Origin of the sequence: Bradyrhizobium sp. BRP23 (assembly GCF_020194135.1) — a bacterium.
Lineage (GTDB): Bacteria > Pseudomonadota > Alphaproteobacteria > Rhizobiales > Xanthobacteraceae > Bradyrhizobium > Bradyrhizobium yuanmingense.
Genome location: NZ_JADYVW010000001.1, coordinates 134734 through 157030, shown reverse-complemented (window position 1 = coordinate 157030; position 22297 = coordinate 134734). Strand labels below are relative to the sequence as shown.

At 64.5% G+C, this 22297-nt stretch carries 21 protein-coding genes; 19 read left to right on the top strand and 2 right to left on the bottom strand.

Annotated elements, in window-relative coordinates:
* Window positions 1-3 precede the first annotated feature (3 nt).
* From I6F24_RS00735 to I6F24_RS00700, 8 genes are all read left to right on the top strand, one after another.
* Window positions 4-954, top strand: a complete 951-nt coding sequence (locus tag I6F24_RS00735) for a sugar-binding domain-containing protein (RefSeq protein ID WP_036023408.1) — start codon at window positions 4-6, stop codon at window positions 952-954.
* Window positions 955-1170: 216 nt separating this feature from the next.
* Window positions 1171-2484, top strand: coding sequence for a sugar ABC transporter substrate-binding protein (locus tag I6F24_RS00730; protein WP_036023411.1), 1314 nt, complete (start codon window positions 1171-1173; stop codon window positions 2482-2484).
* An 84-nt stretch (window positions 2485-2568) separates the two neighbouring features.
* Complete coding sequence (locus tag I6F24_RS00725) at window positions 2569-3441, top strand: sugar ABC transporter permease (protein WP_036023413.1); 873 nt, start codon at window positions 2569-2571, stop codon at window positions 3439-3441.
* A 1-nt stretch (window position 3442) separates the two neighbouring features.
* Window positions 3443-4273 (top strand): carbohydrate ABC transporter permease, encoded by an 831-nt coding sequence (locus I6F24_RS00720; RefSeq protein ID WP_225149811.1) that lies wholly within the window; start codon window positions 3443-3445, stop codon window positions 4271-4273.
* A gap of 14 nt (window positions 4274-4287) precedes the next feature.
* Entirely contained in the window at window positions 4288-5295 is a 1008-nt protein-coding gene (locus I6F24_RS00715; RefSeq protein ID WP_036023416.1) for an ABC transporter ATP-binding protein, read from the top strand.
* A gap of 31 nt (window positions 5296-5326) precedes the next feature.
* Window positions 5327-6100: an SDR family oxidoreductase gene (locus I6F24_RS00710; RefSeq protein ID WP_036023419.1), complete on the top strand. Its 774-nt coding sequence runs from the start codon at window positions 5327-5329 to the stop codon at window positions 6098-6100.
* Between the two features lie 34 nt (window positions 6101-6134).
* Window positions 6135-7781: an FGGY-family carbohydrate kinase gene (locus I6F24_RS00705; protein ID WP_036023421.1), complete on the top strand. Its 1647-nt coding sequence runs from the start codon at window positions 6135-6137 to the stop codon at window positions 7779-7781.
* 5 nt (window positions 7782-7786) lie between these two features.
* Entirely contained in the window at window positions 7787-8722 is a 936-nt protein-coding gene (locus tag I6F24_RS00700) for a carbohydrate kinase (RefSeq protein WP_036023438.1), read from the top strand.
* 6 nt (window positions 8723-8728) lie between these two features.
* Here I6F24_RS00700 and I6F24_RS00695 read toward each other — a convergent pair whose 3' ends face one another.
* On the bottom strand, window positions 8729-9616 hold the full coding sequence (locus tag I6F24_RS00695; RefSeq protein ID WP_036023423.1) for a LysR substrate-binding domain-containing protein: 888 nt from the start codon (window positions 9614-9616) through the stop codon (window positions 8729-8731).
* 124 nt (window positions 9617-9740) lie between these two features.
* Between I6F24_RS00695 and I6F24_RS00690 the strand changes: the two genes are divergently transcribed.
* From I6F24_RS00690 to I6F24_RS00660, 7 genes are all read left to right on the top strand, one after another.
* Entirely contained in the window at window positions 9741-11162 is a 1422-nt protein-coding gene (locus I6F24_RS00690; RefSeq protein WP_036023425.1) for an amidase family protein, read from the top strand.
* A gap of 84 nt (window positions 11163-11246) precedes the next feature.
* A complete protein-coding gene (locus I6F24_RS00685) occupies window positions 11247-12197 on the top strand; it encodes an ABC transporter permease (protein ID WP_036005490.1) in 951 nt (316 codons plus the stop codon).
* Window positions 12194-13081 (top strand): ABC transporter permease, encoded by an 888-nt coding sequence (locus I6F24_RS00680; RefSeq protein WP_036005488.1) that lies wholly within the window; start codon window positions 12194-12196, stop codon window positions 13079-13081. The genes I6F24_RS00685 and I6F24_RS00680 overlap by 4 nt, the downstream gene beginning before the upstream one ends.
* Before the next feature lie 2 nt (window positions 13082-13083).
* Window positions 13084-14097, top strand: coding sequence for an ABC transporter ATP-binding protein (locus tag I6F24_RS00675; RefSeq protein WP_225111801.1), 1014 nt, complete (start codon window positions 13084-13086; stop codon window positions 14095-14097).
* Window positions 14094-15098 carry an oligopeptide/dipeptide ABC transporter ATP-binding protein gene (locus tag I6F24_RS00670; RefSeq protein ID WP_225149810.1) on the top strand — a complete coding sequence of 335 codons (1005 nt, stop codon included), beginning with the start codon at window positions 14094-14096 and terminating at the stop codon, window positions 15096-15098. Before I6F24_RS00675 ends, I6F24_RS00670 begins: the two co-directional genes overlap by 4 nt.
* A 56-nt stretch (window positions 15099-15154) precedes the next feature.
* Window positions 15155-16648, top strand: coding sequence for an ABC transporter substrate-binding protein (locus I6F24_RS00665; RefSeq protein ID WP_225149809.1), 1494 nt, complete (start codon window positions 15155-15157; stop codon window positions 16646-16648).
* Between the two features lie 228 nt (window positions 16649-16876).
* Window positions 16877-18532 carry an amidase family protein gene (locus I6F24_RS00660; protein WP_225149808.1) on the top strand — a complete coding sequence of 552 codons (1656 nt, stop codon included), beginning with the start codon at window positions 16877-16879 and terminating at the stop codon, window positions 18530-18532.
* A gap of 114 nt (window positions 18533-18646) precedes the next feature.
* On the opposite strand, the gene I6F24_RS00655 is transcribed toward I6F24_RS00660, so the two are convergent.
* Entirely contained in the window at window positions 18647-18817 is a 171-nt protein-coding gene (locus I6F24_RS00655) for an RNA polymerase sigma factor region1.1 domain-containing protein (protein ID WP_081494519.1), read from the bottom strand.
* Window positions 18818-19109: 292 nt separating this feature from the next.
* Between I6F24_RS00655 and I6F24_RS00650 the strand changes: the two genes are divergently transcribed.
* The 4 genes from I6F24_RS00650 to I6F24_RS00635 all read left to right on the top strand — a co-directional run bounded on the left by I6F24_RS00650 (window position 19110) and on the right by I6F24_RS00635 (window position 22293).
* A complete protein-coding gene (locus I6F24_RS00650) occupies window positions 19110-19448 on the top strand; it encodes a hypothetical protein (protein WP_225149807.1) in 339 nt (112 codons plus the stop codon).
* 73 nt (window positions 19449-19521) lie between these two features.
* Entirely contained in the window at window positions 19522-19689 is a 168-nt protein-coding gene (locus tag I6F24_RS00645; RefSeq protein ID WP_225149806.1) for a hypothetical protein, read from the top strand.
* Window positions 19690-20141: 452 nt separating this feature from the next.
* On the top strand, window positions 20142-21320 hold the full coding sequence (locus I6F24_RS00640; protein WP_225149805.1) for a cell surface protein: 1179 nt from the start codon (window positions 20142-20144) through the stop codon (window positions 21318-21320).
* Entirely contained in the window at window positions 21313-22293 is a 981-nt protein-coding gene (locus I6F24_RS00635; protein ID WP_225149804.1) for a DUF6384 family protein, read from the top strand. The genes I6F24_RS00640 and I6F24_RS00635 overlap by 8 nt, the downstream gene beginning before the upstream one ends.
* The last annotated feature ends 4 nt before the right edge of the window (window positions 22294-22297 follow it).

Here is a 22297-nt window from a genome sequence, read left to right as displayed (position 1 = left end):
CGCATGGCCGCCGAGAACGACAAGTCGAGACTCGACGACGCCGCGCGCGCCGGCTGGCTCTATTTCATTGCCGGTCACACACAGGACGAGATCGCAAAGATGCTTCAGGTGTCGCGGGCCTCGGCGCAGCGGCTGGTCTCGTTGTGCCTCGCCGAGCGGCTCATCACCTTCCGGCTCGAGCACCCCATCGCAGCCTGCATGGAGCTGGCGGCGCGCTTGAAGCAACGGTTCGACCTCGTTCATTGCGAGGTGGTGCCGGCCGATCCGGCCGCGCCGCAGGCGGTGGCTGGAATCGCCGAGCGCTGCGCCAATTTGCTCGATTCCACGCTGCGTTCGGAGACGCCCGTGATCGTCGCGCTCGGCACGGGCCGGGCGGTGCGTGCCGCCGTCGAGCGCGTCACGCCGATCGAGCGGCCCAATCACCAGATCGTCTCGCTGGTCGGCAACATCTCCGCCGACGGCTCGGCGAGCTTCTACGACACCGTTGGCCGGCTCGCCGATCGCACCGGCGCGCGACACTATCCGATGCCGCTGCCGTTCCTGATGTCGTCGGAGGACGAGCGCAACAGGATGGTGCGCATCGAGCCGATTGCGAAGGTGAAAGCGGTCGCAGCCAAAGCGGATTTGCGCCTTGTCGGCATCGGCCAGATGGACCAGAAGGCGCAGGTGCACATCGACGGCTTCGTCACCCGCGACGAATTGTTCGAGATGATGCGGCTGGGCGCCATCGGCGAGATCACCGGCTGGGCCTATGACGCCAAGGGCCGCCTGCTCAAGGCCGGCACCAACAAGCGCCTCACCAGCATTCCGCCGGAAGTGCCGGCGAAGACCACCACGATCGGTGCGGCGGTGGGCGCGGCCAAGGTGGCGGCGATCTCTGCGGCCTTGAGCGGGGGCCTGATCAACGGCCTGATCACCGACGAAGCGACGGCAAGGGCGATTCTGGAGCGGTAAAGCGCTCACGCTTCGCGTGCCTACCACACTGGATGCTTCGCGTTCGCGGAGGACGGCAGCCGTGGGTGAAGCAAAACCTCCCCATCCTTCCCGCACCGCAGCACTCACAAGTTGCTGGAATGCCCACGCGCCTGCTTGACAACGTGCCGCCCTTGCGCTGAACATACGCCCAACGCGTGGGCATATGCCCAAAACGCGAATTGAGGGGAGGTCACCGTGAAACATGTCCTGGGCGCCGTCTGCGGCGCGTCTTGCCTGCTGCTGGCCGTCCCGGCGACGGCCGAAACGACCCTGACGATCGCCACCGTCAACAATGGCGACATGATCCGCATGCAGGGGCTGACGGGTGAGTTCACCAAGAAGAACCCTGACATCACCGTGAAATGGGTGACGCTGGAGGAGAACGTGCTGCGCCAGCGCGTCACCACCGATATCGCCACCAAGGGTGGCCAGTTCGACGTCCTCACCATCGGCACGTACGAGGTGCCGATCTGGGCCAAGAAGGGCTGGCTGGTACCGCTCGCCAACCTCGGCGCCGATTACGACGTCGCCGACCTCCTGCCCAAGATCAAGGACGCGGTCTCCGCCGACGGCAAGCTCTACGCCGCCCCGTTCTACGGCGAGAGCTCGATGGTGATGTACCGCACTGATCTGTTCGAGAAGGCCGGCCTGAAAATGCCGGAAAAGCCGAGCTGGGATTTCGTGATCGACGCGGCCAAGAAGCTCACCGACAAGAGCGCCGGCACCTATGGCATCTGTCTGCGCGGCAAGGCAGGCTGGGGCGAGAACATGGCGTTCCTCTCGGCGATGGCCAATTCCTATGGCGCGCGCTGGTTCGACGAAAAGTGGCAGCCGCAGTTCAACACGCCGGAATGGAAGACGACACTCACGACCTACGTCAACCTGATGAAGGAAGCCGGGCCTCCCGGCGCCAGCTCCAACGGCTTCAACGAGAATCTGGCGCTGTTCAACGCCGGCAAATGCGCGATGTGGATCGACGCCACGGTCGCGGCGTCCTTCGTCACCAACCCCAAGGAGTCCAAGGTCGCCGACAAGGTCGGCTTCGCGCTCGCGCCCAACACTGGGCTCGGCAAGAACGCCAACTGGCTGTGGGCCTGGAATCTCGCAATCCCTGCCGGCTCCAAGAAGACGGAAGCCGCCGAGAAGTTCATCGCTTGGGCAACTAGCAAGGACTACACCAAGCTGGTGGCGTCGAAGGAGGGCTGGGCCAACGTGCCGCCGGGCACGCGCACCTCGCTCTACCAGAACGATGAGTACCTGAAGGTCGCGCCGTTCGCGAAACTGACGCTGGCCTCGATCGACGCCGCCGATCCCAACAAGCCGACGGTGAAGCCCGTTCCCTACGTCGGCGTGCAATACGCCGCCATCCCTGAATTCCAGGGCATCGGCACCCAGGTGGGCCAGCAGTTCTCGGCGGCGCTTGCGGGATCGATGACGGTCGATGCAGCACTCACGGCTGCGCAGTCCGCTACCGAACGCGAAATGAAGCGCGCCGGCTACATCAAGTAAACCCGGGCTCTCCCTGAGCTCAAACTTGCGGCCATCCATCCTTGCGGGATGGCCGCCCTTCATCCTCCGAGCGGAGCGCCAAGAATGGCAACCCGGCAGACGCAGTTCCTTGCGCGCTCGCTTCTGACGCCGGCGGTCGGGCTGCTGTTCATCTGGATGATCGTCCCGCTGGGGCTGACGATCTATTTTTCGACGCTGCATTACAGCCTGCTCGATCCCGGCTCGGAATCGTTCGTTGGCCTGGAAAATTTCCGCTATTTCCTCACCGATCCTGCCTTCCTTGCCTCGCTCCAGAACACGCTCGTGCTGGTCGGCTCGGTGCTGGCGTTGACCATCCTGCTCGGCATTCCCCTGGCGCTGCTGATGGACCAGCCGGTGATCGGGCGCAATTTCGTTCGCCTGATGGTGATCGCCCCGTTCTTCGTGATGCCGACGGTGAGCGCGCTGGTCTGGAAGAACCTGTTGATGCATCCGGTGTCGGGATTGTTCGCCTGGCTCGCCTCGCTGTTCGGCCTGACGCCGATCGATTGGTTCAACGACGTGCCGCTGTTTGCGGTGATTTTGATCGTGACCTGGCAATGGCTGCCGTTCGCGACTCTGATCCTGCTCACCGCGCTGCAATCGCTCGACGAAGAGCAGAAGGAAGCCGCCGAGATGGACGGCGCCAGCGCCGTTTCGACCTTCATCTACATCACGCTGCCGCACCTGGCGCGTCCCATCACGGTGGTGATCCTGATCGAGACCATCTTCCTGCTTACGGTGTTCGCCGAGATCTTCGTCACCACCGGCGGCGGGCCGGGCCTGCAAACCACCAACATCGCCTTCCTGATCTATTCGCAGGCGCTGATCCAGTTCGACGTCGGCAGCGCCTCGGCGGGCGGGCTCGTCGCGGTGGTCATCGCCAACATCGTCGCCTTCTTCCTGGTCCGCATCGTCGGCCGCAACCTGGAGGCCTGACATGGCACGGATGCCGACGACGCGGCGGGTGATGATATCGACGGCGGCGGCCTGGCTGTTCGGCTTCCTGATCTTCTTTCCGATCCTGTGGATGGGGCTGGCGAGCTTCAAGACCGAGCTCGAGGCCTTCGCGATCCCGCCATCCTTCCTGTTCTTCCACTGGACCACCGAAAACTACGCGACCGTGCAGGAACGCAGCGATTATCTGCACCACGCGATGAACTCGATTATCATCGCCGGCGGCTCGACGCTCATTGCGCTGCTGATCGCCATTCCGGCGGCCTGGTCGATGGCGTTCTCGCCAACCAAGCGCACCAAGGACATCCTGCTCTGGATGCTCTCGACCAAGATGATGCCGCCGGTCGGCGTGTTGGTGCCGATCTACCTGATCTACAAGAGCCTCGGGCTGCTCGATTCCCGCATCGGCCTCGTCTTCATCCTCTGCCTCGGGAATCTGCCGATCGTCATCTGGATGCTCTTCACATATTTCAAGGAGATCCCGCGCGACATCTTAGAGGCCGCGCGCATGGACGGCGCCACGATCGGCCGCGAGCTGGTCTATGTGCTGACGCCGATGGCGATCCCGGGACTGGCGTCCACGCTGTTGCTCAATCTGATCCTGGCCTGGAACGAGGCGTTCTGGACGCTGAACCTGTCCACCTCGAGCGCTGCGCCGCTCACCACGTTCATCGCCTCCTATTCGAGCCCCGAAGGGCTGTTCTGGGCAAAACTGTCGGCGGCGTCCACGCTGGCGATCGCGCCGATTCTCGTCCTGGGTTGGTTCAGCCAGAAGCAGCTCGTGCGCGGGCTCACCTTTGGCGCGGTGAAATAGGGGGCTGCCGGATCATGGGTCAGATCACACTTCAGGGCGTGCAGAAATCCTTCGGCCCCGTGCACATCATCAAGGGCGCCGACCTCGAGATCGCCGATGGCTCCTTCGTGGTGTTCGTCGGTCCCTCCGGCTGCGGCAAGACCACGCTGCTGCGGCTGATCGCGGGGCTCGAGGACGTCAGCGGCGGCAAGATCCTGATCGACGGCAAGAACGTCGTCGATACGCCGCCCGCCAAGCGCGGGCTGTCGATGGTGTTCCAGTCCTACGCGCTCTATCCGCATATGAGCGTGCGCGGCAATATCGGCTTCGGCCTCAAGATGGCGGGCTTGCCGAAGGACGAGATCAACCGCAAGGTCGAGGCGGCCGCCGCGACGCTGAATCTCACGCCCTACCTCGACCGCAAGCCGCGCGAGCTCTCCGGCGGCCAGCGCCAGCGCGTCGCGATCGGCCGCGCCATCGTTCGCGAGCCCAAGGCATTCCTGTTCGACGAGCCGCTCTCCAACCTCGACGCCGCGCTGCGCGTGCAGATGCGCATCGAGGTGACGCGACTTCAGAAGCAGCTCGGCACCACCGCGATCTACGTCACCCACGACCAGGTCGAGGCCATGACCATGGCCGACAAGATCGTCGTGCTCAACGGCGGCAAGATCGAGCAATATGGCTCGCCGCTGGAGCTTTACGAGCGACCCGCCAATCTCTTCGTCGCCGGCTTCATCGGCTCGCCCAAGATGAATTTCGTCACCGGAGAGCCTGCTTTGCAGAAGGGGGCGGCGACGATCGGCGTTCGGCCGGAGCATCTGAAGATCGAGCGCGACGGCGGTGGCGGCTGGCAGGGAACCATTGCGGTGGCCGAGCATCTCGGCAGTGACACCTTCCTCTACGTCGACGCCGGCGCGCTCGGCATGCTGACGGCGCGCTACATCGGCGAATTGAGCCTGCATGGCGGCGACCGGGTGTCGCTGATGCCCGACCCTGCGCGCATTCACCGCTTCGACGAGAGCGGCAACGCTCTTCGGGGCTGACAAGAAACGGCAAGAAGATGGAAAGACGACCATGTATCTGGAAAAATTCAGGCTGAGCGGCAAGACCGCGTTCATCACCGGCGGCGGCCAGGGCATCGGCCTCGCCTGCGCGGAGGCGCTGGCCGAGGCCGGCGCGAAGGTCATCATCGGCGACCGCGACGGCAAGGTCGCCGACGGCGCCAAAGCCAGCCTGAGGGCGAAGGGCTACGACATCGAGACCGCAATCATGGACGTCACCAACACCACACGCGTGGCGGAGGTGGCAAATGATCTCGTCGCCCGCCATGGCAAGGTCGACATCCTCGTCAACAATGCCGGCATCGCGCGGAGCGAGACGCCGGCCGAGACCGTTACCGACGAGCACTGGCTCAACGTCATCGACGTCAATCTCAACGGCACCTTCTGGTGCTGCCGCGAGTTCGGCAAGCACATGTTGAAGGCCGGAAGCGGCGCCATCGTCAATGTCGGCTCGATGAGCGGCTTCATCGTCAACAAGCCGCAGGAGCAGTGCTTCTATAACGCCTCCAAGGCCGCCGTGCACCATCTGACCAAGTCGCTGGCCGCCGAATGGGGCGCGCGCGGCATCCGCGTCAACGCGGTGGCGCCGACCTATATCGAGACGCCGCTCAACGCCTTCGTGAAGAGCAATCCGAAAATGTATGACGCCTGGATCGGTGGAACTCCGATGGCGCGCATGGGGCAGGTCGAGGAGATCGCCTCCGTCGTGCTGTTCCTCTCGTCCGAGGCCGCGAGCCTGATGACTGGCAGCATCGTGCTGGTGGATGGCGGCTACACTTGCTGGTAGGCTCACCGTCAAAACGGACGGACCGGGAGAGACCATGCCGCGAGCGTATATCGGCGTCGACGTGGGGACCACGAGCACGCGGGCAGGGGTGTTTGACGAGGCCGGCACGCTGCTCGCGACGGCCCGGCATCCGATCAGGATCTGGCACGAGGCCGGCGACATCGTCGAGCAGTCGTCGGAGGACATCTGGCAGGCCTGCGCCAAATCGGTGCGCGCGGCGATGGCGGAAGCAGCGATTGCGCCGGGCAGCATCGGCGGCATCGGTTTCGACGCCACCTGTTCCCTCGTGGTGCTCGATCCGCAAGGCGAGCCGCTCACCGTCAGCACCTCCGGCGAGGCGCAGCGCAACGTCATCGTCTGGATGGACCATCGCGCCACGGCCGAAGCGCGGCTGATCAACGAGACCGAGGACGCCGTGCTGCGCTATGTCGGCGGCTCGATCTCGCCGGAGATGGAGATGCCGAAGCTGCTCTGGCTGAAGCGGCATCTGCGTGCGAGTTTCGATGCCGCCGGTCATTTCTTCGATCTGGCCGATTATCTGACCTGGCGGGCGACCGGCGCGCTGCAGCGCTCGACCTGCACCGTCACCTGCAAGTGGAACTATCTCGCCCATGACGGCGGCGGCTGGAGCGCGCCGTTCTTCAAGCGCATCGGCCTGTCCGACTTCGTCGCCGAAAAATATGCGCGCATCGGCACCGAAATCGTTGCGCCCGGTACGCGCCTCGGCGTCGGGCTCACGCCGGCAGCAGCAGTCGAGCTCGGCCTTCCTCCCGGCACCCCGGTCGGCGCCTCCCTGATCGACGCCCATGCCGGCGGTATCGGTGCGATTGGCGGCCGTGACGGGGCAGCCGGCCCGAGCGATGTCGGCGATCGTCTCGCCTACATCATGGGAACGTCGGCCTGCATCATGGCGACGACGAAGGAGCCGTGCTTCGTGCCGGGCGTGTGGGGTCCCTATTATTCCGGCATGGTGCCGGAGTTCTGGCTCAATGAAGGCGGGCAGTCCGCCGCGGGCGCTGCGATCGATCATCTCCTCAAGTCGCATCCCGGCCATGGCGAGGCGAGCGCGGCGGCACGCAGCGAAGGCCTCGATCTCATCGATTTCCTCGAGCGCCGCATCATCGCGCGCTCCGGCGGTGCCAGCCGTGCCGCGCTGCTGGCGCGCGACGTCCACGTGCTGCCGGAATTCATTGGCAACCGCTCGCCCTATGCCGATCCCGACACGCGCGCGGTGATCGCGGGCCTTGATCTCGACACCGACATCGCCGCGATGGAACGGCTGTTCGTCGCCGGCCTCTGCGGTCTTGCCTACGGGCTTGCGGAGGTCATCGAGGCTTTTGCCGCGCATGGGGTCCGCTCCAGCATCATGGTCATGGGTGGCGGTGCCAGCCGCAGTCCTTTGGTGCGGCAGATCATGGCGGATACCACCGGTCTCACGGTCGCGTTGCCGCAGACGAAGGAGCCGGTGCTGCTGGGCGCCGCGATGTTAGGGGCGGTCGCCGGTGGCGCCTATGCCTCGATCGGTGAGACCATGGCCAAGATGTCGGCGCTGGGGCGCAAGAGCGAGCCGGCCGCGCCTGATATGGCCGCGTTTCACGCCCGCAAGCGCGAGGTCTACAAGCTGCTGCGCGAGCTCGATCGCGGCAGCCGTGCCGCGATGCGCAGCGTCGCGAGAGGTTGAAGGACATGCTGATTGCCTGCGGCGACGCGCTGATCGATTTCGTGCCGACGCGAAACGTCGAAGGGCGCGAAGCGGTGATGCCCGCGGTCGGCGGCTCCTGCCTCAACGTCGCGATCGGCATGGCGCGGCTGGGCGCGCCGACTGGTTTCGTCGGCGGCATCTCGACCGACCTGTTCGGGCGCATGATCGCCGATCATGCCTCCGCATCGAAGGTTGCACTCGATCTCGCCACCCGCAGCGACCACCAGACCACGCTCGCCTTTGTCCGCATTGTCGAGGGCGAGTCGCACTACGCCTTCTACGATGCCGAGACCGCGACGCGGAACTGGACTTACCGGCATGGGTCCATTCCGTTCGATACTGTCGAGGCCGTCCATGTCGGCTCGACCACGCTGGTCAACGACCAGGGTGCGGCCGAGACCAAGGCGCTGATCGCAGACGCGCGGGCGTCGTCCACGATCTCCTTCGATCCGAACTGCCGACCGAACCTCGTCAAGGACAGGCCAACCTATCTCGGCCGAATGGCCGAGTTCGCCGGAAGCGCCGATCTCATCAAGATGTCGGACGTCGATTTCGCCTATCTCTTCGGCGAGGAGCCGTATCAGCAGCGCGCGAGCACATTGCTGGGGCAGGGGACGAGCCTCGTCGTCATCACCCGCGGCAATAACGGTGCCATAGCCTGGCATGCGCAAGCAGGGCAGATCGAAGTGCAAGCACCAAAGGTCGAGGTGGCCGACACTATTGGCGCCGGCGACAGCTTTCAGGCGGCGCTGCTGTTCGCACTTTACAAGCAGGGTCGCATCGCCCGGCCGAGATTGAAGGACATCGGCGCGGACGAGCTCCGCCGTGCGCTGTCCTTCGCCGCCAATTGTGCCGGCCTGACCTGCACCCGTCCGGGCGCCGATCCGCCTTGGAGCCACGAGATCAATTGGGACTGGTAGTCCACGTCACATCCGCGCGACGGCCTTCTCGGCACATTTGAGGAAGGTTCCGATCAACGGACTGTGGGAGTCCCGCCGCCAACAGACTGCGATGTCGAGGGAATCGGCGACGTCACGCAGGGGTCTGAACACGACTCCGCGTGGCGCGCCGAGCTGTGCGCAGGCCGGCAGGATGGCGAGACCTTCGCCGGCCAGGACCAGGCTCATCGCCGAATGCACCGTCTCGACGCGGCTGGCGATCGGCATCACCACCTGGTGCCGACGCAATAAAGGGACGACCGCGGAGGAGGAGGGCCCATGGTCCGGATGCGGGAGTGCGATCAGCGGGCGGCCCTGCAGCCGGGCCATCGGCACCGAGCTCAAGCGGGCGAGTGGCGAGCGGATCGGCATGGCCAGCATGAAAGGCTGTGCACCGATCTTTGCCACCTGTATCTCGGGATGATTGATTGCGGGCATACACAGCGCGACTGTGACGCTGCGGTCGAGCACGCGGGCCTCGCGCGTCGAGGCGCTCAGCTCAACGAAGCTGAGATCGACGCCGGGAACTGCGCGGCGCAGTTCGGGGATGAGTCGCGGCAACATCGCATTCGCCAGCACGAACATGTAACCGACTGACAGCCGGCCGCGCCGTCCCGAAGCAACCGCGCGTGCGGCTTCGGCGCCGTCGGCTGCCAACGCCAGCGCTTCGCTGGCGCGCGCCAGCAATGCCTGGCCGGCCTCGGTCAGATCCATGCCACGGGTGCCGCGGCGGAACAGCGGCGCGCCGATCTCGGCCTCGAGCTTGCGGATCTGGACCGAGAGGGGCGGCTGCGCCATCCGGAGCTGCTCGGCCGCCTTGCCGATGCTGCGCGCCTCGGCAACGGCGACAAAATAGCGGAGCCGGCGAAGATCCATTGGCATACCGAGAGCGTATGGGTTGGCGATAAAAATCGTATTGGACGGCGAGTTAACAAAACTGTCATTCTCGCTGTCAATGTCTTCGGGCCAATGGCGGCCCGCTTCGGAGCGTGATGTGACGATGAACGGCGATCCCTGTCTGTTGTCCGCGACCGAGCTGCGCGGTCTCGTCGCGGCAAAGCGGATTTCGCCAGTCGAGCTCACCCGCGCTGTGCTTGCCCGCGCCGAGGCCCTCCAGCCCGAATTGAACTGTTTCGTCACGTTGTGCGGCGACGAGGCGATCGCAGCGGCGCGCGAAGCCGAGCGCAAGGTGATGGCGGGCGAACCGCTCGGCCTGCTGCACGGCATCCCCGTAACCGTCAAGGACATCGTCAATACCAAGGGGGTCAAGACCACCTTCGGCGCCGTTCCCTACAAGGATAATGTGCCGGCCGAGGATGCCGTCGCCGTCGCGCGGTTGCGCAGCGAAGGCGCGATCCTGATCGGCAAGACCACGACGCCGGAGTTCGGCAGCAAGTGCCTCACCGATTCACCTTTGTTCGGTCGGACCCGCAATGCGTGGGACGCCTGCCGTTCCTCCGGCGGCTCCAGCGGCGGCGCGGCGGTCGCTGTGGCGAGCGGCATCGCGCCGCTCGCTATTGCGACCGACGGCGGCGGCTCGACACGAATTCCGGCCGCCTGCAACGGCGTGGTGGGCCTGAAGCAGAGCAACGGCGTGATCCCGCACAGCCAGGCGCTCGACGTGTTCGGCAACCAAACCTATGTCACGCCGACCACCCGGACCGTCGCCGATACTGCGCTGATGATGCAGGCGATGGCGGGCGAAGATCCTATCGATCCCTGGTCGATCGGCGTGCCCGTGCCCGACTTCATCGGCACCGCCGCCCCGCATGGTGATTTGCGCGGGCTGAGGATCCTGTACTGCCTGACGCCGCCGGGCCGTCCGGTATCGGCCGAAGTCGCCGCCAATTTCAAGGTGAGCCTCGACCGGCTGGCCGGGTTAGGGGCCGAGCTCGAGGAATTCTCCGGTGAGGGGTTCGACATCGAGCCGATCTGGCGCGCCATCAACCACACCGTCTGGCGCACGCGCTTTGCCAAGCTTGCGGCCGAGCATCGGGACGAACTGAGCGAGGCCTTCCTCAAGCAGCTCGCGCTCGCCAGCGAAGTCAGCGGCATCGACTATCAGGAGGCGATGTTCGCGCGCACCGCGTTGTTCCGCCGCGTGCAATCGCTGCTTGCGCGCGGTCACCTGCTGGCGATGCCGACGCTGACGCGCACCGCGCTGCCGATCAAGCAGGACCTGTTCGGCAATATCGAGATCGACGGCAGGCATTACGACAGCGTCCGGCCGCATTGGTTCCCCTGGACAATGCCGTTCAACATGACCGGTCACCCCGCGATCAGCCTTCCCTCGGGCTTTGCCCGCGACGGGCTGCCGATCGGGCTCCAACTGGTCGGCCGTTTCCGGGCCGATGCGGAATTGCTGCGCGTGAGCGCTCTGTTCGAGGCGTCAAGCGACCTTCTGTCCCGCTGGCCGTCTTGAGGAGATGGAGATGCAGCAAAGAGCTTGCTTAAGGCGTCCGGACATGTTGATCGTGGCCTGGGTGAGCCCTGAAGCCGAGCGCGCATGAGCGTCTTTGTCCTCCGACGTCTGTTGACTCTGCTGGCGACGCTGGTCGGCGCATCGCTGATCATCTTCCTGGTGCTGGACGCGCTGCCCGGCAACGCAGCGCAGATGCTAATGGGCGCCGATGCTTCGCCCGACGCGGTGCGCGCGCTCACCGTCAAGCTCGGGCTCGACCAGCCGCTGGCGGTTCGCTATTTGCAGTGGATCAAGGGCCTCCTCGTCGGCGATCTCGGCAATTCCTACGTCTACGGCACCCCGGTCGGCAGCCTGATCGCCGAGCGGCTGGTGCTGACCATTCCGCTCGCGATCATGGCCATGACGATCACGGTGACGCTGGCGCTCTCGGCCGGTATCTACACCGCCGCCAACCACAACAAGCTCGGCGATGTCGGCGTGATGTCGTTGACCCAAGTGGGCATCGCGCTGCCGAATTTCTGGTTCGCGATTCTCCTGGTGCTGCTGTTCTCGGTGCGGCTGCAATGGCTTTCGGCCGGTGGCTTTGCCGGCTGGGAGGACGGCATCTGGCCGGGGATCAGGTCGCTGCTGTTGCCCGCGATCTCGCTCGCGGTGGTGCAGGCCGCGATCCTCGCGCGCGTCACGCGTTCGGCCGTGCTCGAAGTGCTGCGCGAGGATTTCGTCCGCACCGCCCGCGCAAAGGGCCTCGGCAAGCGCGAGGTGCTGTGGAGCCACGTGCTGCGGAATGCCATGATCCCCGTGATGACCGTGATGGGCCTGCAATTCGCCAATCTGCTCGCCGGCACCATCGTGATCGAGAACGTGTTCTACCTGCCGGGCCTCGGCCGCCTGATCTTCCAGTCGATCGCCAACCGCGACCTGATCGTGGTGCGCAATTGCGTGATGTTGCTCGCCGCGATGGTGGTGATCGTCAATTTCGTGGTCGATGTGCTCTATGCCTTCATCGATCCCCGCATCAAGGTGCACGACCTGTGAGCGCGCCCATCACCATCGACGCGCCCGTCGCAACGCGTCCGCTGCCGGCGCGCACGTTCTGGCGCCGCGCGCTGCGCCACCGCAGCTTCGTCCTCGGTGGCACGCTGAGCCTTCTGGTGCTGGCTTCGGCACTGTTGTCGCTGGTATGGACGCCGTGGTCGCCTTACGAAATCGACATCGCCGCAAAGCTCCGCCCGCCCTCGGCGGCGCATTGGCTCGGCACCGATTCCTTCGGCCGCGACATCGTCTCGCTGCTGCTTGCGGGCGCCCGATCCACCATCATGGTCGGTGTCATCGCCGTCAGCATCGGTCTCACCTTCGGCGTCACTCTGGGTCTGATCGCCTCGGCCCGGCGCGGCTGGACGGAGGAGATCATCATGCGCTTTTCCGATTTCACCTTCGCCTTTCCGGCCGTGCTGTCCGCGATCATGCTCGCCGCCGTCGTGGGGCCGGGCATGGTGACCTCGATCGTCGCGATCGGCATCTTCCAGATCCCGACCTTGACCCGGCTGACGCGCGGCTCGGCCAATGCGATCTGGGCGCGTGAATTCGTGCTGGCGGCACGGGCGGCGGGCAAGGGGCGCTTCCGCATCACCATCGAGCATGTGCTGCCGAACATCCTGTCGATCCTGATCGTGCAGGTCACCATCCAGTTCGCGCTCGCCATTCTCGCCGAGGCCGCGCTGTCCTATCTCGGCCTCGGCACGCAGCCGCCGCAGCCATCCTGGGGACGGATGCTGAACGATGCGCAGACGTTGCTGTTCCAGTCGCCGATGCTCGCGGTCTATCCGGGCGTTGCGATCGCAATCTCGGTGCTCGGCCTCAACCTGCTCGGTGACGGATTGCGCGACCTGCTCGATCCCCGGCTGGCGCGGGAGCGATGACGATGGCCGAGTGCTCCAACATGCCGCTAATCGTGGTCGACAATCTCGGCGTTCGCCTCAACACCAGCCGCGGGCCAGCGCAGGCCGTGCGCGGTGTTAGCTTTGCGCTGACGCGCGGCGAGACGCTCGGGCTCGTCGGCGAGTCCGGCTGCGGCAAGTCGGTCACGGCGTTGTCGTTGATGGGGTTGCTGCCGGACAGTGCCGTCGTGACCGGCAGCGTCAAGCTGGACGGCGACGAACTCGTCGGACTTCCGGATTCCGACTATTGCCGCCTGCGCGGCAACCGAATCAGCATGATCTTCCAGGAGCCGATGACAGCGCTCAATCCGATGCATACGATCGGCAACCAGGTCGCCGAGCCGCTGCGCCGTCACAAGAATTATTCGGCGGCGCAGGCTCGTCGGGAAGCAATCGCCTTGCTCGACCGCGTCGGGCTGCCCGACCCCGCGCGTCGTGTCGATGCCTATCCGCATCAGTTCTCCGGCGGCCAGCGCCAGCGCGTCACCATCGCGATGGCGCTCGCGTGCGAGCCGGACCTGTTGATCGCGGACGAGCCGACCACCGCGCTCGACGTCACCATCCAGGGCCAGATCCTCGACCTCATCGCCGATCTCGTCGAGGAGCGCGGCATGTCCATGATCCTGATCTCGCACGATCTCGGCGTCATTGCAGAGAACGTCCAGCGCATGATGGTGATGTATGGCGGCACCGTCGTCGAGAGCGGCCCGACCGACGAGGTGTTCCGTCGCATGGGCCATCCCTACACGCAGGGCCTGTTCCGTGCCCGGCCCAAGCTCGGCGCGCGTAAGGGGACGCGGCTGAGGACGATCTCCGGCACGGTGCCGGAGCTCGCCGATCTGCCGTCCGGCTGCACCTTCTCCGATCGCTGCCCGCTGGTGATCGACCAATGCCGCGTCGCGCTGCCGCCGATGGTGGACGTCGGGCCCGGCCATTTTGCGCGCTGCATAAGAACGGACGTGTCGATGGCCGAACGCGTCGGAGCGCTGACCGCATGAGCACCGCGCCGCTTCTCGACGTCAGGGATCTCGAACAGCGCTACACGCTGCCGCGCGAGAGCCTGTTCCGTCCGCCGGGGCAGGTGCGCGCGCTCAACGGCGTCAGTGTGCAGGTCCGGGCCGGCAAGAGCCTCGGCATCGTCGGCGAGTCCGGCTCCGGCAAGTCCACCTTCGCGCGCGTCGTGATGGCGCTGGAGCGGCCGACGGCAGGACAGGTCGCGCTGCTCGGGCGCGATCTCAACCGCTTGCCGGCCGACGAGCTGCGCCGCGCCCGGCGCGATTTCCAGATGGTGTTCCAGGATCCCTATGGATCGCTCGATCCGCGGCAGACCATCGCGCGGATCGTCGCCGAGCCGCTGACCGTGCTGGAAGGTGCCGACCGCACCACGTTCCGCGACCGCGTCGCCGCGGTGCTGCGCCAGGTCGGCTTGCGCGATGCGGACATGGAAAAATATCCGCACGAATTCTCCGGCGGCCAGCGCCAGCGCATCGCGATTGCGCGTGCGCTGATCACCCAGCCGAAGCTGATCGTTGCCGACGAGCCGGTCTCGGCGCTCGACGTCTCCGTGCAGGCCCAGGTGCTGAACCTGATGCAGGACCTCCAGGAGCAGTTCGGGCTGAGCTACATCCTGATCAGCCATGACCTCGCCGTGGTCGACTATCTCTGCGACGAGGTCGCGGTGATGTATCTCGGCCGCATCGTCGAGCAGGGGCGGCCAGAGGATTTGTTCGAGCGCTGCGCCCATCCCTATACGCGGGCGCTGCTGGAGGCGGTGCCGCGGGCTCGCGCCGGGGGTGGCCGCCGCCGGCGCGGGGCCCAGGCGATCGCCTCGCACTCGGCGGTGACGACCGGATGCCCCTATGCATCGCGCTGCCCGCTTACCGACCAGCATTGCCGCGAGGTTCCGCCTGCGTTACGCAAGGTGGGCGAGGGGCACCTTGCCGCCTGCCACAAGGCCGAGGCCGTGATGGCGTTGCCGCAGGCGGCCATGGAAGGTTAGTGTCCGGGGCAGGATTGGCGTTAAGCTGGAAACAGGATTGGCAGGGGAGTTTGCGCATGTTCAGGAAACTATCGATCGTCGCATTTGCCGCTGCGCTCGTCGCGACGCCTTTGCCGGTGCTGGCGCAGAGCAAGAAGGACAGCGTCGTCATGGGGATGACGCTTGAGCCGCCGGGGCTCGACCCCACCAACGCCGCCGCGGCCGCGATCGCCGAGGTCACGCTCTACAATATCTATGAGACGCTGACCAAGATCAACGAGGACGGCTCCACCTCACCGCTGCTCGCCGAGAGCTGGACCGCGTCGCCCGATCTGAAGACCTATACGTTCAAACTGCGCAAGGGCGTCAAATTCCACAATGGCGAAGCGTTCGATTCCGCGGCGGTGAAGTTCTCGTTCGAGCGCAACGCGGCGCCCACCAGCACCAACAAGGACAAGAGCCTGTACCAGGCCTTCGAGAAGGTCGAGACGCCCGACGCCGACACCGTCGTGATCACGGTGAAATATTCCGAGCCGAACCTGCCGTTCCTGCTCGGCCAGGCGGGCGGCTCGATCGTCGAGCCGAAGAGCGCTGGCACCAATGTCACGCAGCCGGTCGGCACCGGACCATACCAGCTTGGCGCCTGGGCCAAGGGCTCTTCGATCACGCTGAACAAATGGGCCGACTACCGCAACGCCTCTGCGATCAAGCTGTCGAAGGTGACGATCCGCTTCATCTCCGATCCGGCGGCGCAGGCCGCGGCGTTGCTCTCGAACGACGTCGACGCATTCCCGCGCATCGCGACCCGCGTGGTTGCTCAGTTCAAGTCTGATCCGCGCTTCACGGTGCTGATCGGCGGCTCCAGGGCCAAGACCATCGTGGCCATCAACCACCGCAAGAAGCCGCTCGACGACGTCCGCGTTCGCCGCGCCATCCTCGCCGCGATCGACCGCAAGGCCTTGATCGACGGCGCGGTCGAGGGTTACGGCACGCCGATCGGCAGCTTCTACACGCCGGGATCGCTCGGCTATGTCGACACCACCGGCATCAACCCGTACGATCCCGAGAAGGCCAAGAAGCTGCTGACTGAAGCCGGCGTCACCACGCCGCTCGAACTGTCATTGAAGCTGCCGCCGCCACCCTATGCGCGGCAAGGCGGCGAGATCGTCGCCGCCCAGCTCGCCAAGGTCGGCATCATCGCCAAGATCGAGAACGTCGAATGGGCGCAATGGCTGTCGCAGGTGTTCGCCGGCAATGGCCCGCAAAATTTCGATCTCACCATCGTCAGCCATGTCGAGCCGTTCGACCTCGTCAAGATCACGGAGCCGGACTACTACCTCGGTTACAACAACGAGAAGTTCAACGCGCTCTACAAGCAGATCGTCTCGACGCCGGACGAAGCCGGCCGCGCCAAGCTGCTTGGCGATGCCCAGCGCATGCTGGCGACCGATGCAGTCTCGGCTTACCTGTTCCAGCCACAATGGCCCACCGTCATCAACAAGAAGCTGAAGGGCGTCTGGAAGGAAGTCCCGCAATTCGAGAACGACTTCTCCGCCTGGTATTGGGAATAGGCGGCGTCCATTGCTGTGCCCTCTCCACGCGTTGGAGAGGGCAGCTCCAAACAAAACCTGAAAAACAACCCCATGCACAGTAGCCGGGGTCAGTCATTTCAATGGCTTGCACGTTGCGCCTGTGTGATCGGCGCGATGCGCCCGAAAGTTGACCCGTCGGGCAAAACACTGGCATGATGGCATGCTCGTGTCTCGTGGTGGAGACGCGCGCCGTCGGTCGAGGCAGCCGTGCAGAAATCATCCCGCCGCAATGCCGGCATTGCCGCGGCGGCCGTCAGCGCCGAGGCGCCGATCTCCCCAAAGCTTGATCATGCAAGGCTCGATCATGCGTCGATGAGCGATATCGCTCATGCTTTGGCCGATGGGCGTGTCACTGCCACGGCGCTGGTCGAAGCCTATCTCGCGCGCATTGAAGCCTACGACCGCGACGGGCCCAAGCTCAACGCGGTCCGCGCGCTCAATCCCAACGCGCTCACGATCGCGGGCAGGCTCGACGGCGTCAAGCCGTCGGCCAAGCGGCCGCTGGCCGGCATCCCGATCCTTGTGAAGGACAACATCGCGACCGGCGACGCTCAGCCGACCACGGCGGGCTCGCTGGCGCTGGAAGGCGCGCGCGCCCGGGACGATGCGACGCTCCTCAAGCTGCTGCGCGAAGCCGGCGCGGTGATCCTCGGCAAGGCGAACCTGACCGAGTTTTCCAACATGCTCGCGGTCGACATGCCCTCCGGCTATTCGTCGCTGGGCGGTCAGGTCAAAAATCCCTATGCGCCGGCGCTGGCCGACGATCACGGCATGCCCGTCGTGTCCCCGGGCGGCTCGAGCGCGGGTTCGGCGGTCGCGGTGGCGGCAGGCTTGTGTGCGGCTTCGATCGGCACGGAGACTTCGGGCTCGCTGCTCTTTCCCGCTAGCCAGAATGGCCTCGTCACCGTGAAGCCGACGGTCGGGCTCATCAGCCGTGCCGGCATTGTGCCGATCTCACATAGTCAGGACACCGCGGGGCCGATGACGCGGACCGTGCGCGACGCGGCGCTGCTGCTCAACGTGCTCGCGGCCAAGGACCCGCTCGATCCGGCGACGCAAAAGCAGCGGCGGCCGGCCGATTTCACCGCCGGCCTGACGCGCGATGCGATGAAGGGGGCGCGTATCGGCGTGCCCAGCGATCCCGCCGATCCGCTGAACGATCCCTTCTTCCGCAAGCTGCCCCCCAAAGGAGCGAAGGTGGTGGCGGAAGCGATCAAGGTGCTGGAGGATCTCGGCGCCGTGATCGTGCGCGCTAGCATGCCGACAGCCGGCTGGATGAGCGGACCGGGTACGATCATGGCCGTGCTCAACCGCAATCCGCTGAGCGCCAACAGGGGCAATGCGGTCGCGCAGCGGATCGTCTTCATCTACGAGTTGAAACGAGACCTCAACCTCTACCTGAGGGATTGGGCGACCAACACCACCTTCAAGACCATGACCGACATCGTGGCCTTCAACGAGGCGAATGCGGGCAAGGCGCTCCGCTTCGGCCAGGACAACTTCCTCGCAGCCGACCTCACCCGGGGCGACCTGAGCGAACGCGAGTACAAGGCGGCACTCGCCATGGACCTGCTCAGCGCCAGGACTCGCGGCATGGATGCCTACATGAACCAGCACAAGCTCGACGCCGTGCTGTTCCCGGGCAGCGAAGGCGCCGCGATCGCCGCCAGGGCGGGCTATCCCAGTGTCCTCGTGCCGTGCGGCTTCGTCGCCGGCGTCGACGGCAAGGACACGCCCGATTATCCGTTCGGCGTTACCTTGGCAGGCCGCGCCTGGAGCGAACACAAGCTGCTGCGTCTGGCCTACGCGTATGAGCAGGCCTCCGCCAAGCGCAAGCCGCCGCCTGGCTTGCCGGCGCTTTAGAGTGCACTGTGCATGTGCCGGTTGGTGGCGATGGCATGCGCTGACAAATCCGCTGTCAGTTCCCACCGATACAGCGGACGCACCGACCTGCCCTGGGGCGGGCGTATTGCAGACCTACTCTCCTTCAATCCAAATTCCTGCTTCGCTAAGGGCGCTTAGAATGCGGTCGATGTCTTTCGGGTCCAATACTCGGCTGTCACACAGCTCATTCAACTCATCGAAGGTAATCTTACCGTCACGTTGACCGATTTCGATGGCTCGTCGACTGATTTCGGGCACGCTCATGCTCTCTCCATTTCAGCAGCCTCTACTATGATGGGAGAGAGTCGGGTTGTGGCTCTTGGCCGAACCGGGCTGAGGCATTTGCGATTTCGGCTGAGGGAGCCAGAGCGGACGCGGGGCTTGAACTTGCCCGACCGCCGCTTTTGACCCTAAGCAGACAAGTGCCGCATCGAACACGCAATGCGTAAGCGATGGTGACCCACAATTCGTTCTCCGAATTGACCCAGCGCAACTTCGATAAATACAGCCAGTGGTGAAATTTTATAGGGAGCAACGCCTGCGGTGGAGTGGTGCGATGAATCAGCACGACCAAAAGGTGAAACTGCTGGAAGAAAAAATAGCGCAACAGATCGAATTAGTCGCTGAACTGATCTGCCAAGGACAACCCGCACTAGCAGCCATGCGGGTGCTGGATGCTCTCACCGGGGAACTTGTCGCGCTGGATAGTCCCCGTCATATGGTCCGCAGCGCACTCGCGCCGGAAGGTGCTCCGCAACGGTCTTTTTTCGACAGACGAAACGCCTCTTCTGGGACATCGAGTGACCAGGCCGGAGCAGAGGTTGATCCTCGCCACGCTGCGCACGCTATGCGACTCGGGGATCAGGCCGAAGAGTGCCGGGCTCAACCGATCTAAATGCCCTCCGGTCGGCTCAGCTTCTGACCAGACACCGACGTGCTTTACGTATTCACCCGGAGATGACGACGGGATGGGCAACGCCGCACACGCAAAGCGCCTTCGAGAGCGAGCCAACGAGTTTCGTCGGGTGGCCGAAACCATTGCGGAAGAACACACCAAGCAAAGTTTTCTTGAATTGGCGCGCTCATACGACGAGTTGGCAAAAGCCGAGGAGGCCCTGGTGCACGGTTCAAAATAGCGCACCAGCCCGGTCGTTGCTGGGATCAGGAAGGTCAAGCGTCCCCGGATGGCTATTTGGAGCTGGCCGAGGCTTACGAAGCGCTTGCGAACAACGAAGAGGCCGTTGGCACAATGAGGTAAGCCCGCCATCTCAGGCGGCCTCTTCCATATTTCAGCTCTCCTTCGACTTCCCCTGCTGGCCCTCAGTGGAACAACGAGGCGTCGATCGTCAAGTCGGCTGTCAGCATTAAACCGCACCCGAACTTGATTTCCGCTTCGAGAGCCCCCGTGCGAGCGGAGCGGACGCATCGTCGCGATGACAGCGCCACAGCCTCCAGACGGGCAATAGGAACCAAGACGACCGGTACGCAATTGGGATGCAATTCTCCATGGAGGCGCTTCCCGATGCTGTAAGCGTCGATTCCTGGAGCGCGTTCATGAACCTATCAAAGAACTCCAAGGGAGGCGCCAATGTCTGACGTCGTAGCAACGTCGCCCATGCAGTATCTTGACAGAGCGACCCGAGCTTTGCAGGCAATAGGTATTGCCCCGCCCCAGGCCATGGAGGCTCCAATTGCCGGGTTGCTGGAGAAAATCACCGCTCTCGATGAAGATCGAATCGTCATCATCGCTCGCACTCTCGGTCAGACCAGCGTCTTCAACGAGGTCGTCCGCGAGCAAGTTCAGGCGATGGAGATCGGCGAACGTTACCGTCAGATCACCGAATCCTTCAACTCCATTCGCGATGACACCAAGAAAATGGTCGACCAGCTGGAAGACCAGAAGATTGATCTTTTCGAACGCATCAACAACGTTTGGATGAAGCTGTCTCGCGGTGATGTTGCCGATCGCTTTGATGAGATCAGGCAAGTTTATCTTGACGTCACACGCTCAACGAAGGACCAGATCCAGCGTGAGCAGGTCATTCTGGACGCCTACCGTGACTTCCGCGGCGCGCTCAAGCATGCTGAGGTGATGGCGCTGGAGGTGCTCAAGATAGCGGAGGAAAGCCTCGCCGGCGCCCAGGCGCAGTTGCAGAAGGCGTCTAGTGCCGTGGCCAATTTCACGGGACAGGAGGTATCTGAACGCGCACGGCTCGAACTCGCCCGTGACGAGCAACTCCGGCGCACCCAGGACGAGGAGAAACGCTATCAGATCGCCAAGGACCTCTCGGACAACCTAACGATTGGCTACAACACGTCTGAGGTCGTCATGGCGCGGCTCATGCAGATGACAAACGCCAAGGAGCGCGTTTACGCGCAAGCCGTGACCTTTTTCTCGACCAACGATTCCGTCTTCACGGCTCTGAAAGCCTCATTCACGGGCATGTTCGGCCTAAATGAGTCGACACAGACCCTGAATGAAATGAAAGAGGGTGTGTCCCGCAGCCTCGAAGTGCTGGCTGAAATTGGCGATCAGGTCGGAGAAGCTGCCGTCAGGGCGGGGTATGGCCCGACGATCCGCGCGGATGCGGTCAAGAAGCTCGTGGATTCCGTGATCACGTTTCAGGAGCGCTCCCAGGAGATCATCGGGGAAATGCGACAACTTGCGACACGGAACTCGGCCGAAATTCGTGACGCGGTCGAGGAAGGCAAGCGCCGCATCGCGCGTCTCGTAGCGGAAGGACAGGCACTGCCGGCCAATGGCTGATCAAGCTGCATCGATGGAGCAGGAGCCCTTGAAGGCTCCGTCGAGCCTCAATGACGTGATGCTCGCGATGGACGTCGTCGACACGCTGCGCCACCAGGAGAATCTCGTCAGTCGAGAGCTGGGCGAAGAGCAGCGGGACGCCCAGCTCCTGAAGCGATTGCGCGAGATCTACCATGGGCAGGGCATCGAAGTGCCTGACAGTATACTGGTGGAGGGGGTGCAGGCTCTCAAGGAGCAGCGCTTCGTCTATAACCCGCCTCCTGCCAGCTTCGTCCGCACGATCGCGCTTGCCTGGGTCAATCGTGGTCGCATCGGTCGGCGTGTAATGTCTTTGCTTGCGCTGCTGGCGTTCGGCTGGGGCGCTTACCACTTCGGCGTAGTCGAGCCAGCAAATCGACGGGCAGCGCAGGAACAGGCTCAAGCGGAGCGTACCAGGGTCGACCTGGCCGAGAGGCTGCCGGCAGCCCTGGAGCAGAAGCACGAGGATCTCCTGCGGGAAGCGAAGGTGCCAGCAGCGCGGGAGAAGGCCGACGCCCTTCTTGCGGATGGAACAGCCGCCATTGCCCGCGGCGACGCCGATGGCGCACGGAAGGCCGTCGACGATCTCGACACGCTGCGCGCGGAGCTGCGCCGGGAATACGTCCTACGTATCGTCTCGCGACCCGGCGATGCGACCGGCGTGTGGCGCATACCGCAACGCAATCCGGCCAGCCGCAACTATTATTTGATCGTTGAACCGGTCACGCCTGACGGGCGCGTTCTAAAGCTACCGGTGACGAGCGAAGAGGACGGCCGCACCGTCGAGGTCTCAAAGTGGGGCGTGCGTGTGAGCGAGGCAACGGCCATGCAGGTGCAGCGAGACAAGAACGACGACGGAATCGTGCAGCAGAATAATCTCGGCGAGAAGCGGCGCGGCCAGCTAGACGTGGAATACAAGTTGCCGGTACTCGGCGGGGCGATCACGCAATGGTAAGACC